Source organism: Pseudodonghicola flavimaris (assembly GCF_030164425.1).
Classification (GTDB): Bacteria; Pseudomonadota; Alphaproteobacteria; order Rhodobacterales; family Rhodobacteraceae; genus Pseudodonghicola; species Pseudodonghicola flavimaris.
The window spans coordinates 383,514-396,462 of record NZ_JASNJD010000001.1 but is presented as its reverse complement, the minus strand read 5'-3'; the positions used below and the strand labels follow the sequence as shown (position 1 = coordinate 396,462).

The 12,949-nt window shown below is 66.8% G+C and carries 11 protein-coding genes; 6 read left to right on the top strand and 5 right to left on the bottom strand.

Features of this window, described 5'->3' with window-relative positions:
• Window positions 1–57: 57 nt before the first annotated feature.
• Window positions 58–417, top strand: a complete 360-nt coding sequence (locus QO033_RS01880) for a rhodanese-like domain-containing protein (protein ID WP_284479218.1) — start codon at window positions 58–60, stop codon at window positions 415–417.
• A gap of 159 nt (window positions 418–576) precedes the next feature.
• On the opposite strand, the gene lpdA is transcribed toward QO033_RS01880, so the two are convergent.
• Complete coding sequence (gene lpdA / locus QO033_RS01875) at window positions 577–1,971, bottom strand: dihydrolipoyl dehydrogenase (protein WP_284479217.1); 1,395 nt, start codon at window positions 1,969–1,971, stop codon at window positions 577–579.
• Window positions 1,972–2,248: 277 nt separating this feature from the next.
• Here lpdA and QO033_RS01870 point away from each other — a divergent pair, with 277 nt between their 5' ends.
• Window positions 2,249–2,686 (top strand): hypothetical protein, encoded by a 438-nt coding sequence (locus tag QO033_RS01870; RefSeq protein WP_284479216.1) that lies wholly within the window; start codon window positions 2,249–2,251, stop codon window positions 2,684–2,686.
• 10 nt (window positions 2,687–2,696) lie between these two features.
• Here the strand turns inward: QO033_RS01870 and QO033_RS01865 are convergent, their stop codons facing one another.
• The 4 genes from QO033_RS01865 to QO033_RS01850 form a co-directional block, all read right to left on the bottom strand.
• Entirely contained in the window at window positions 2,697–3,275 is a 579-nt protein-coding gene (locus tag QO033_RS01865; RefSeq protein ID WP_284479215.1) for a DUF924 family protein, read from the bottom strand.
• Between the two features lie 110 nt (window positions 3,276–3,385).
• Window positions 3,386–4,657 (bottom strand): MFS transporter, encoded by a 1,272-nt coding sequence (locus QO033_RS01860; protein ID WP_284479214.1) that lies wholly within the window; start codon window positions 4,655–4,657, stop codon window positions 3,386–3,388.
• A gap of 148 nt (window positions 4,658–4,805) precedes the next feature.
• Window positions 4,806–5,897 (bottom strand): tRNA preQ1(34) S-adenosylmethionine ribosyltransferase-isomerase QueA, encoded by a 1,092-nt coding sequence (gene queA / locus QO033_RS01855; protein WP_284479213.1) that lies wholly within the window; start codon window positions 5,895–5,897, stop codon window positions 4,806–4,808.
• Window positions 5,898–5,939: 42 nt separating this feature from the next.
• Entirely contained in the window at window positions 5,940–9,347 is a 3,408-nt protein-coding gene (locus tag QO033_RS01850; protein ID WP_284479212.1) for an AsmA family protein, read from the bottom strand.
• A gap of 101 nt (window positions 9,348–9,448) precedes the next feature.
• On the opposite strand from QO033_RS01850, the gene QO033_RS01845 reads away from it, so the two are divergent.
• From QO033_RS01845 to QO033_RS01830, 4 genes are all read left to right on the top strand, one after another.
• Window positions 9,449–9,928 (top strand): peroxiredoxin, encoded by a 480-nt coding sequence (locus QO033_RS01845; protein ID WP_284479211.1) that lies wholly within the window; start codon window positions 9,449–9,451, stop codon window positions 9,926–9,928.
• 102 nt (window positions 9,929–10,030) lie between these two features.
• Complete coding sequence (locus QO033_RS01840) at window positions 10,031–10,876, top strand: ferritin-like domain-containing protein (protein ID WP_284479210.1); 846 nt, start codon at window positions 10,031–10,033, stop codon at window positions 10,874–10,876.
• 228 nt (window positions 10,877–11,104) lie between these two features.
• Entirely contained in the window at window positions 11,105–12,430 is a 1,326-nt protein-coding gene (locus QO033_RS01835; RefSeq protein WP_284479209.1) for a M23 family metallopeptidase, read from the top strand.
• On the top strand, window positions 12,420–12,917 hold the full coding sequence (locus QO033_RS01830; RefSeq protein ID WP_284479208.1) for a bactofilin family protein: 498 nt from the start codon (window positions 12,420–12,422) through the stop codon (window positions 12,915–12,917). Before QO033_RS01835 ends, QO033_RS01830 begins: the two co-directional genes overlap by 11 nt.
• The last annotated feature ends 32 nt before the right edge of the window (window positions 12,918–12,949 follow it).

The window sequence follows — 12,949 nt, the reverse complement described above, 5'->3', positions numbered from 1 at the left end:
TATATCATGGGCACCCGGCCGCCCCGGCGACCGTGCATCTTCACGAAAGGCAGGAACATGATGTTTTTCAGACAGGCCCGCACCCCCGGGCTGAGCGCAGAAGAGGCCGTGGCGGCGGCAGCGGCGGGCGATGTGATCGTCATTGATGTGCGCGACCATGCCGAGGTTGCCGCCTCCGGCAAGGCGAAGGGCGCGCTGCACATCCCGCTGATGCGGCTGCAGGATCTCTGCGATCCGCGCCACCCGGAGTTCTGCGGCAAGCTGACACCGGAGAGCCGGATCGCCTGCTACTGCGCCAGCGGCGGCCGGTCGGGCCGCGCCGCGGCGCTGCTGGAAAAGCTCGGCTACAAGGATGTCCACAATATCGGCGGGCTCGGCCATTGGATCCGCGCCGGCGGCCAGATCGAAAAGCTCTGATCGCCGCGCCCGACCCCTTCTCTCCGCGCCGGTCTTTTTCTGGCTGAAAATATCCCCGCCGGAGGCACGCGCCCCGCAAGGGGCCCGTTCATATCCCAGCCGCCACCGCCGATCGGAACCGATTGGCGAAGGCGGCTGCCACGGATCAGAGATTACCGATCAGAAGTGGATCGCCCGCCCGTAGGCGTCCAGAACCGCTTCATGCATCGCCTCGCTCAGCGTCGGATGCGGGAAGACGGTGTTCATCAGATCTTCTTCCGTCGTCTCCAGCTGCCGCCCCACGACATAGCCCTGGATCATCTCGGTCACCTCGGCACCGACCATATGGGCGCCCAGAAGCTCCCCGGTCTTGGCGTCGAAGACGGTCTTGATCATCCCCTCGGGTTCGCCGAGCGCGATGGCCTTGCCGTTGCCGATGAAGGGGAAGCGGCCGACCTTGACGTCATAGCCCAGTTCCTTCGCCTTCGCCTCGGTATAGCCGACCGAGGCCACCTGCGGGTGGCAATAGGTGCAGCCGGCGATGCTTTCGGGCCGGACCGCATGCGGATGGCCGCCGGCGATCAGCTCGGCCACCATCACGCCTTCATGGCTGGCCTTATGCGCCAGCCAGGGCGCGCCGGCGATATCGCCGATGGCAAAGAGCCCCTCGACCCCGGTACGGCAGTATTCATCGACCACCACATGGGTGCGGTCGATCTTCACCCCGAGCGCCTCCAGCCCAAGGTTCTCGACATTGCCGACGATCCCCACGGCCGAGATCACGGTATCGAACTCCTGTTTCTCGACCTTGCCGCCGGTCTCGATATGGGCGGTCACCTTGCCCTGCCCGCGGTCCAGCTGCTTGACCATGGATTTCTCCATGATGGTCATGCCCTGCTTGACGAACTGCTTCTTGGCGAAGGCGGAGATCTCCGCGTCCTCCACCGGCAGCACCCGGTCCATCACCTCGACCACCGTGGTCTCGGCCCCCAGCGTGTGGAAGAAGCTGGCGAATTCGATGCCGATCGCGCCGGAGCCGATCACCAGCAGCTTCTGCGGCATTCGCGGCGGGTTCAACGCGTGCTTGTAGGTCCAGACCAGATCGCCGTCGGCCTCCAGCCCCGGCAGGGTGCGGGCCCGGGCGCCAGTGGCAAGGATGATGTTCTTCGCCTCCAGCTCCTCGCTGCCCTTGTCGGTCTTGACGCTGACCTTGCCCTTGGCCGTCAGCGTCGCCTCGCCCATGAGGACGGTGACCTTGTTCTTCTTCAGCAGATGGCCGACGCCGCCGGACAGCTGCTTCGCCACCCCGCGCGACCGTTTCACCACCGCGTCCAGATCGTAACCGATCTTCTCCGCCGACAGGCCGAACTCCTTGGCGCGCTCCATCAGATGGAACACCTCGGCCGAGCGCAGCAGCGCCTTGGTCGGAATGCAGCCCCAGTTCAGGCAGATGCCGCCGAGGTGTTCACGCTCCACCACGGCCACCTTCAGCCCCAGCTGCGCACCGCGGATCGCGGCGACATAGCCGCCCGGTCCGGCACCGATAACGATAAGATCAAAAGTTTTCGCGGCCATGGCATCCCCCCGGCGCAGAAGCGTTCCAGAACTAGTTTAACATTAAACTACATCTTCAGGCGCCGCAACCGCCCTACGCGCCGATGCGGCGATGCCATCCGGGGACCGCGCAGCCGATCCCGCATTGATCCGGTTCTGCAACGCTCAGAACGCCTTACCCGGCGGGGCGGCTGATTTTTCTTCCCCTTGCCCCCGCGATCTGAAACCATTCCGACAATCCTCCGCCCATCCCGCCCACCGGGAGGCGACCAAGTCTTTTCGATTTTAAGAGAGTACCATGGCCCGAATCCTCAAAGACCTTCTGCTTGCCCTGCTCAACGCGACCCTGATCCTGGCGGCGGTCTGTCTCTTCCTGTTCTGGAAGGCCTCGGGCACGGCGCGATCGGTGATGGAGGATTTCGTCGGCACCGAACAGATCGTCGGGCCGCTGCGCGACGATCTGAGAACCCTGAACCAGGAACTGGAGGATCTGCGCGCCACCCTCGCCCGGCTGGAATGGGACGAGACCGAGGATCGCCCCGCAGCCCTGTTGCGGCTGGATCAGCGGCTCGCGACACTGGATGCGCGGATGGAGGTCGCCCAGACCCGGCTGACCACGCTGGCCAACATGCCGACCCGGATGATGGATCGCGCGGTGGAAACCGGCGTCGACCGGTTCATGGACCGGGCCGACGCCTGGCGCAGCTGTCCGCAGCCCGGGCAGAGCGGGAACTGAGGCCCGGACCTCAGCCCGCCGCCTGCAGCGCCCGCACCGTCTCGCCATAGCCGCCGGCGGAGAGATAGGCCTCTTCCTGCCGGGTAGCGGGCCGGTTCAGCGCCGCATTGCGATAGGGGAACCGGCCAAAGCTGCGGATCACCTCGCGATGGGCACGCGCGTGCAGCATGTTGCTGGCGCCGGTCTCGGGCATCCGCTCCAGCATCAGCCGGACGCAGCGGTCCTGATCACACAGGCTCTCCGAATGCATCAGCGGCAGATAGAAGAACTGCCGCGCCGGCTCGTCGATCTTCATGTCCCAGCCCTTGGAAATCGCCACCTTGGCCGCGGCCAGCGCGGCGCGGTCGGTGGCATAGGACCGGCTGTCCCCCCGGAACATGTTGCGGGGAAACTGATCGGTGAGGATGATATAGGCCAGCATGCCGCTGGGATAGGTCAGCCAGAGCGAAAAGCGCCCGGCGCGCGCCCCCTCCCAGGTGTCGAAGAACCGCGTGCGGATGTCTTCGTCGAAGCCATCGTCCTGCAAATACCATTTCGCCGGACCGGCGTCATCGAGCCAGAATTTGAGAATTTCTGCGGGCGTCTCCATGGCTCCTCCTCCTCCGAGGGGCTGTTTCTGAGGTCTGTCCCATATTCTGGACACAGCTTGTCGTCACAGAACAGTCACAAAATACGACATCGGCAACATTCCGTGTTGTTTCAGGCCGCTTCGGCATCATCCTGCGCATCCTGCTCGGCCTCGATGGCGTATTCCTGGGCCACCTCGACGGCGACCGGCGTCGAGGATGGCGACATCGGCGCATAGGTCCCGGTCTCTTCCACCGGCACCGAGGGGCGCTGGGTCATGCGATAGAGAGCGTAGGCCGCCAGCAGGAACAGCAGCGCCGCCATCACCAGGAAGAAGCCCGGCGCGCCGAAGACATCGTCGCCCATCAGCCAGCCGGTCACCAGCGGCCCGGCGACGGCGCCGAGCCCGTTGATGAAGATCAGCCCGCCGGAGGCGGCCGCCATGTCGTCATGCTCGAGATAATCGTTGGTATAGGCGATCAGCAGCGAATAGAGCGGGTTGGTCATGCCACCGATCACGAAGGCGGCGACCAGCAGGAAGCCGTAGACGCCCCCCAGCGCCATGCCCAGCACCGCGCCGAAGCCGCCACCGGCCGCCACCAGCAGGATCAGGATCCGCCGGTCCATCCGGTCCGACAGCCAGCCCAGCGGATATTGCAGCAGCACCGCGCCGACATAGAAGGTGGCGACGAAGCCGGAAATCTCGGCCACGGTCAGCCCGACCCGGGCGCCATAGACCGCGCTCATCCCGAATTGCGCGGCAAAGACGCCTCCCATCAGGAACATGCCGACGCAGCCCAGCGGCGAGGTCTGCATCAGCTTCTTCAGGCTCATCGGCTTGGTGGTGGCGAAGGCCGGCGTCGGGCTGATCGACAGCAGGATCGGCGCGAAGGAGATCGACACCAGCACCGAGGCCAGGACGAAGGTGTCATAGCCAGCCGGATCTCCCAGCAGCATCATTGCCTGCGCCACCACGATCCCGGCCATCTGGACGATCATGTAGAGCGACAGCGCCTTGCCGCGGTTCTCGTTGTTCGAGGCGTTGTTCAGCCAGCTCTCCGCGGTCACATACACGCCGGAGAAACAGAAGCCGATCACCACCCGGCCCAGCGCCCAGGCAATCGGATGCGCGAAGGTCGGATAAAGGATCATCACCGCCGAGATGAAAGAAGCCAGCGCAGCGAACACCCGGACGTGACCGACCCGCCGGATCATCTCCGGCGCCATGCGGGAACCGCCGAGGAAGCCGAGGAAATAGGCCGACATCACCACCGACATCTGAAAGGTCGAGAACCCTTCGATCTCACCGCGCACACCCAGCAACGTGCCCTGCAGGCCGTTGCCGATCATCAGCATGCCCATGCCGAGAAGCAGCGCCCAGGCGCTGGAGAGAACTTGATGCATCGGGGCCTCCGTCTGTCACCCGTGTTTCGTTCCGCCAGGCCTTCGCGCCCTGCCGCCCTTCATCCCGTGCTAGGCGTCGCCCCGGCAGGGCGTCCGTTCTGCCTGCGACGTGACGGGTCGCTTTTGCGCCGCGCGCCCGATCCGATGCCTACCCCAGGGGGTCCGGATCGTGCAACCGTTGCGCAGAGGCCGGTGGGATCAGCAGCGAGGCATCGCCATAGGAGAAAAAGCGATACCCCTCCGCCACCGCGTGCGCATAGATGTCGCGGATGCTCTGCTGCCCCATCAGGGCGGACACCAGCATCAGCAGGGTGGATTTGGGCAAATGGAAATTGGTCATCAGCGCGTCGGTCACCCGGAAGTCGAACCCGGGGTAGATGAAGATGTCTGTCTCTCCCCGCCAGGGCGCGATGGCGCCACTGGCCCGCGCCGCGCTTTCGATCAGCCGCAGCGCCGTGGTGCCGACCGGCACGATGCGGCCGCCGGCAGCCCGGGAGGCCGCGATCTCGGCGGCGGCCTCGGGGGTCACCTCGCCCCATTCGGCATGCATCTTGTGGGTGGTCACATCCTCGACCTTCACCGGCAGGAAGGTTCCGGCTCCCACATGCAGCGTGACGAAGGTGATCCCGACCCCCATGTCGCGCAGCCGCGCCAGCAGCGGTTCATCGAAATGCAGCGACGCGGTGGGCGCCGCCACCGCGCCCGAGGTGCGGGCCCAGACGGTCTGGTAATCGGTCTTATCCTGCTCGTCCGCCGGCCGCTTGGCGGCGATATAAGGCGGCAGCGGCATGGCACCGGCCTCTGCCAGGGCGGCGTCGAAATCCTCCCCCGTCAGGTTGAAGCGCAGATGGCCCTGCCCTTCCGCAACGCCCTCCAGCGTGGCAGAGAGCCTTTCGGAAAACACGATCTCCTCGCCGGCGCGGATCTTCTTCAGCGGTTTCAGCAGTGCTGCCCAGCTGCCATCGGCGCGCGGTTCCAGCAGCGTCGCCTCGATCCGCGCCGCCGTCTCGCCCTGGGCGCCGCTGCGATGGCGCAGCCCGCTCAGCCGCGCCGGGATCACCCGCGTGTCGTTCAGGACCAGCCGGTCGCCGGGCCGCAACCAGCCCGGCAGATCGAAGACATGGGCATCGTGGATCGTTCCCCCCTCGGCCACCAGCAACCGGGCAGAGCTGCGCGGATGGGCGGGACGGGTGGCAATCAGGGACTCGGGCAGGTCGAAATCGAAATCGCTCAGTTTCATGGGGCGCGCTATAGGCCTCTCGTCAGGGATTGACCATGGGCTTCACCGGTCGCCGCCATGTGGCCTGAACCGCTCTGGCGACGGCTCCGGCGGCACGGGGGCGGTATCGGGCTGATCGCCGGTCGTCCCCGGCGTCTCCTCCGGCGCGGCCTCCACCGTGGGACGTTCGCCGCGAAACAGATCGCGCAGCATCGCCGGGGCCAGACCGCTCAGCGGATTGACCTGAACCGAAGGGTCGGAGGCCGGTCCGGTCAGGGTGTAATTGAAGCCGATCATCCCCTCGCCCTTGCGCGTCAGCAGGCTGCCGATGGCATTGATCATATAGACCGGAGAGATCACCCCGCGCATGTTCAGCCTGGCATTCTTCAGATCGTAGTAGCCATCCATCGACAGGCCGATGGAGGGGCCGACCGCGCTGCTTTCCAGCACCACCAGCCGGTCGGGTTCCAGCCGGAACCGCGCCTCCACCTCGGAGAACTGGATACCCTGCCCCGACATCTCGTCCAGCAGCCCCACCACGCTCACCGCATTCAGCAGCGCGGCGATGGCGGGGGCGTCCTTCACCCGGGTGCCGGTGACCTTCAGGTGCCCGTCGTAATACCCTTCCGCCTCACCCACCGGGGTCAGCACCAGCGAAAAGGCACCGCCATGCGCCTGATCGAGAACCCCGGCGGAGCGGAACACACCGCCGCCGTCCTCAGAGGTGACGGTAATGACGCTGCGCGCGCCCTTCGGCTGCAGGCTGCCGGACACCGCGGTCTGGCCGTTGAGCCGACCGGTGAAATTGCCCTGCAGCCCGCCGGTGGTGGTGAAGGCGCCGCGAAAATCGGTCAGCGCCAGCCCGTCGCTGATCTGCAGCCGATCCAGCGCCACGTTCAGCGCGCTGCTGCCGCCCGTCGCGCCGCCACTGCTGCCGAATTGCGCCCCCTGCAGGTCCAGCCGCCCCGACAGCACGTTGATATCGGGGGCCGCCTTGCCACGGCCGACCAGATCGACCGCGCCGCTCAGCCAGTTGCCGAGCGTGACGGTGGGGAACCGGGCCCGGTCCAGCGTACCGTCGGCGCGGGTGGTCAGGCTGCCTGTGGCCTCAAGTCCGGCCGCCTGCAGGGTCATGCGGTCGACCCTGGGCCGCTCGCCCAGCTCGCCCTCCAGCGTGAACGCCCCGCTGGCGGCGGCGGGCTTGCTCCAGCCCAGCGGCGGGATCGCCAGACCGACGCCGCGCAGATCGGAGCGCAGCGTCAGATGCGGCAGCGCCCCACCGCCCAGATCGAGCCCGAAGCGGCCGGTGCCCTGACCGCTGACGCTACCCTTGGGCAGTCCGATCCCGAAGGTGTCGAGCAGCTTCTGCGACAGCTCCACCTGCCCCTCCACCCGGCTGGTCTTCGCCGCCCCCGGCCCCAGCGCCTGCTGCCAGCGCAGCACCACCGGCAGATCGCCGATATGGGCGGTGCCGGAAAGCTGCACATGGTCCTGGTCGGTCTCCAGCCACAGCGCGGTGGCCGAGACATGCTGCCCCGGCACCAGCACGTCGCTGCTGACCTCCTGCAACAGGCCGCGGGCGAAAAAGCGCATCTCCTCGTATTGCGCGTCCTTCTTCATCGGAAACGCCAGCCGCCCCTCGACCGCGGCGCTGCCCTGTGCCATGTCGACCGGCAGCGTGGTGTCGCGCAAGGCGCGGATCGGCGGCCCGGCCAGCACCGACATCACCGACGTGATGGTGCCCTGGCTGCGCAGGTTCAGCACCGCCGGCGTATCGGGCCGCACCCCGATATCGGGAATGATGAAGGAGGTTCCGGCGATCTCCATCGGTCCGCCCTGCTCCGGCGTGATCCGGCCGCTGTCGGCGCTGACGACAAACCGGTTACGCTCCAGCGTGACCTGCCCGGTGACATCCTCGGCCAGCGGCAGAAAGCGGTTGTAGCGCACCTTGCCGCCGGTGAATTCGAAATCGCCGTAGATCTCGGGCGCCTCGCCCTCCGTCAGCCGCAGCGCCAGGTCGATGTCGGACATATCCCCGGCCAGGATATTCTCCTCGACCCAGGCGCGCGGCTTCGGCGCCACCGTCGCCGGCCAGAGCGCCAAGAGCCGCTCCGGGCTCATCTTGTCGACGGCGCCATCGACGGCCAGCCGCCAACCGCTGCCGCCAGCCTCCAGCTGCCCGGAGAGATGCACGCCGCTCTGCCCGTCGGAGACATACATCTGCCCGAGCGTGACCCGGAACGGGTTCAGCTCCAACCGGAAATCCATCAGCGCGCTGTCCAGCCGCAGCGGCGTCGGATACAGCCCGGCGGGGTTGATCTCCATGCGGTTGACGGTGAACTGCCCGACCAGCCCGGTCAGCCGGCCCTGATCGATACCGTCGAGCTGCGCCCGCCCCTCGCCGGAGGACCTGCCCCAGGCGCTGTCCACCGACAATTCGTCGAAGATCAGTTCCTGCGTATCCGGACGATAGGTGAAATAGCTGCGCGCATCCGAGAACCGGATCGGCCGGGTCGCCTGGTTCGGCTGCAACGCACCCGGACCGATCTGCAGCGTCGCCGACAGCGGGCCGAGCACGCCGGTGTCGTCGACACTGCCGCGCAACGCCCCGGAGATCGGCGCCTGCAGCACATCGAGCCAGGCCAGCGCCACGATCTGAGACGCGATATCGGTGGCGGCGACGTCGCGGACCGAAACACCGAAATCGGCGCTCTTGGCACCGATCCGGGTGGTATAGTTCGCCTCCATCGTGCTGGCGTAATCGCGCCCGCTCAGCACCGCGATGCTGGAGGCGATGCGCAGTTCCTCCCCGGTCCGGTCCAGCCGCAGCTGGCCGTCGTCCAGGGTCCAGACCTTGCCGCTGCGCCCGTCCTCATAGCGCAGGGTGACCGCGTCGATATCGACCGAGACCAGCGCCGCCAGCTGCGGATTGGCCAGCGTCCCGGTCCAGCCCGCGATCAGTTCCGACAGGCTTTGGGCGGTGCGGGTTCTGGCGCTTTCACCGGCCAGCATCAGGCTCAGCGCGCCGTCCTTGTCGCGCCGGAGCACGCCGCGCAATCCGCTCAGCGCGATCCGCTTGGGCTGCACCTGCCCGCGCAGAAGCGGCCTGAGCGCCAGGCTCGCCTCGGCATTGGACAACTGCGCCACCACCTGGCCGTCAGGATCCGACAGCACCACATCGCGCAGCCGCAGTCGCGGCCGCCAGCCCTTGCGGATCACCATCTCGATATCGCCGAAGCTGATCTGCAGACCATTCAGGCTGCGTTCGATCCGCGCCTCGACCCGGTCACGCATCCAATGCGGCGGGTGCAGGCTGGTGCCGACGATCAGATAGATCGCCAGCCCGCCGAAGATCACCGCGACCAGCGTACCGCGCAGGGTCCAGACCCCGGCCCGGCGCACGTGATGCAGCCGGCGCCGCGACGGCTCCCCGGTCTCCCGGTCCGGTCGCACCGGATCAGGCCGCGTCACCGCACCGCCCCGTCCGTGCCACGGGGTCCGGGGTTTCCGGTTGCCTGCGGCGGCCTATTATGGAACCCATCAGTTCAGTCATGTTTCAGCGGAGATGCCCGATGCCCGATCAATCGCCCGTTCTGTCCGACACCGCCCCCGATTTCACCCTGCCCCGCGATGGCGGCGGCGAAGTGAGCCTGTCGGGCCTGCGCGGCAGTCTCGTCGTGCTCTATTTCTACCCGCGCGATGATACCCCGGGCTGCACCAAGGAATCCATCGGCTTTTCCGAGCAATTGCAAGCCTTCGCCGATGCCGGCGCCCAGGTCTTCGGCATCTCCCGCGACACCGTTGCCAAGCACGACAAATTCGTCGCCAAGCACGGTCTGACCGTGCCGCTGCTGTCGGATGAGGACGGCAAGGTCTGCGAGGCCTATGGCGTCTGGGTCGAAAAGAACATGTACGGCCGCAAGTCCATGGGGATCGAACGCTCGACCTTCGTGATCGACACCGAAGGCAAGATCGCCGGCCTGTGGCGCAAGGTGAAGGTCCCCGGCCATGTCGAGGCGGTGCTGGACACCGTCAAAGAACTGGCCGGCTGAGCCCCGGGTTCCCCCCGCCTCTCAGGGGTGGCGCCCGCGGCGCCGCCCACTCCTCCCGACCAGCGCCCTTCCGACCCGCGTCTTCCGATCAGAGTATCCCCGATGTCCGCCCCCCTGACCCTCGCCCAGCGTGCCGAGGAGGTGCTGCGCACCGCCGACGGCCGCGAAAAGACCGCCCTGTCGCGCGCCCATGCCGCAGCCTGGTTCGCCTCCCGCGCAGAGGGAGCCACCCCGATGGCCGTGGGCACCGCCACGCCGCCGCTGCATCCGGCGCGCCCCAACGCGCCCGAGCTGCTGTCGCCACGCGACGTGCCCAAGCGCAAGCCCGGATCTCCGGCCGGACGGATCGCGCTGCTGCACGCGGTCGCGCATATCGAGCTGAACGCCGTCGATCTGCACTGGGACATCATCGCCCGCTTCGGCCATGTGCCGATGCCACCGGGGTTCTATGACGACTGGGTGAAATCGGCCGATGAGGAGAGCAAGCATTTCAACCTGGTCTGCGATTGTCTCGAAAGCCTCGGCAGCCATTACGGCGCCCTGCCCGCCCATGCCGGCATGTGGCGGGCTGCCGAGGATACCGCAGAGGATCTGATGGGCCGGCTTGCCGTGGTGCCGATGGTGCTGGAGGCGCGCGGCCTCGATGTCACCCCCGGCATGATCGGCATTTTCCGCAAAGCGCAAAACGACCAGGCGGTGAAGGCACTGGAAACCATCTATGCCGAGGAAGTCGGCCATGTCGCCTATGGTTCGAAGTGGTTCCATTTCCTCTGCGGCCGGGAAAACGCCGACCCCAAGGAGGTGTTTCACGCTTTGGTGCGCAAATATTTCCACGGCGCGCTGAAGCCGCCGTTCAACGAGGAAAAGCGCGCCGAGGCCGGGCTGCCGCCGGATTTCTACTGGCCGCTGGCCGATCAGATCCCGCCCAAGGCCAGCCCCGCGGGCTGAGCCTCTGCCCGGGCGCGCCACCGGAGGTAAACGCCGGGTGAACGCCAAGCCCTTGAAGTCGGCGGATTTTCGCCCATTCGGCCATATCCCGCCCCGGTTCCGGCTCAGTCACGTCAACAAACTTGCCCAATCCACAGGCGGCGGCTATGCACTCGGGCCATGGGATCGACCGCCCCTCTGGGGCGGTTGCCGGGCACTGCGCCCCGGGGATGGGACAAGGACGACGGTTTGCGCACAAGACTCGCAATCAAAGTGCATTCACTGCTGGCACGGATGTTCCCCGAACGCCGTGTCTTTCTGAAATCCGACAGCGACACCCGGTTCATCCGGCTGCGACCGGGCACCCAGCTGATCGCGCTCGGTGGTGCCAGCGTCATCGTCGCCTGGGCGATCATCGCCAGCGCCATCCTGATGATGGACAGCATCGGCTCCGGGAACTTCCGCGATCAGGCCAAACGCGACCAGCGGCTGTACCAGACCCGGCTGAACCAGCTTTCCGCCGAACGCGACGCCCGCGCCGAAGAGGCGCTGGCCGCCCAGGCCCGGTTCAACAGCGCGCTGCGGCAGATTTCGGCGATGCAGTCGGAGCTTCTGGCCTCGGAAACCCGCCGGAGCGAGCTGGAGACCGGGATCGAGGTGATCCAGACCACCCTGCGCCAGACCATGCGCGACCGCGAAACCGCACGCAAGGCACTGGCCGCGCTGAAGGCCGAGAGCAGCAGCCAGTCGACGCTGACCTCCGCCCCGATGGCCGCGGCGCAGATGGATTTCATGACCGCCGCGCTCAGCGACGTGGCCCGTGAGCGCGACCAGATCCGCGCCGACGCCCATGCCGCGCTGGAGGACCGCGACTCTCTCGAGCTCGAGCTCGACCTGATGCGCGAGCGCAACGATCAGATTTTCCGCCAGCTGGAAGAGGCGATGGCGATCTCGGTCGAGCCGCTGGACAAGATGTTCCGCCAGGCCGGCATGGCGCCCGACCGCATTCTGGAGCAGGTCCGCCGCGGCTATGACGGTCAGGGCGGTCCGCTGACCCCGATCACCTTTTCCACCCGTGGGGCGGAACCCTCCGCCGACGAGTTGCGCGCCAGCAAGATCCTGTTCCAGATGGATCAGCTGAACCTCTACCGGCTGGCGGCGCAAAAGGCGCCCTTCGCCAAGCCGGTCCATGCCTCCGTCCGTTTCACCAGCCCCTTCGGCTATCGCCGCGATCCCAAGACCGGCGGCCGGCGCATGCATAACGGCGCCGATTTCGCCGGCCCCTACGGCACCAAGATCTACGCCACCGCGGATGGTGTCGTCACCCGGGCCGGCTGGATGTCCGGTTACGGGCGGGTGGTGACAATTCAACATGCCTTCGGGATCGAGACCCGTTACGCCCATACCTCCCGCATGCATGTGAAGGTCGGCCAAAGGGTCTCGCGCGGGGACTACATTGCTGATATGGGTAACTCCGGACGGTCCACCGGCACCCATCTGCATTACGAAGTCCGGGTGAACGGAAGGCCGGTGAATCCCATGACATACATCAAGGCTGCGAGAAATGTTTTCTAAGAGCAAAATCAACGAACCCGGCTCCAAATCGTCCGAGACGTCGAGCTCCTCGGCTCAGACGACCGCTCCGGCCGCTCCGGCTCCGAGCGACTTCAAATCCACCGCACCGAAGGCGAAACCGCCGGCATCGGTGCTGTCCTCGGACCTGCATGTCAGCGGCAACCTGAAGACCACCGGCGATATCCAGGTGGAGGGCACCGTCGAGGGCGACATCCGCGCCCACCTGCTGACCGTCGGCGAAACCGCCACCATCAAGGGCGAAGTCTCCGCCGATGACGTGGTGATCAACGGCCGGATCGTCGGTCGGGTGCGCGGGCTTAAGGTCCGGCTGACCTCCACCGCCCGGGTGGAAGGCGACATCATCCACAAGACCATCGCGATCGAGAGCGGCGCCCATTTCGAAGGCTCCGTGCAGCGCCAGGACGATCCGCTCAGCGCCGGGGCAAAACCCGCGCCGAAGCCGGCGGCACCGGCTACCGACGCCTGATCTAGGGACATCTGATCCCGGGACGGCTGAGC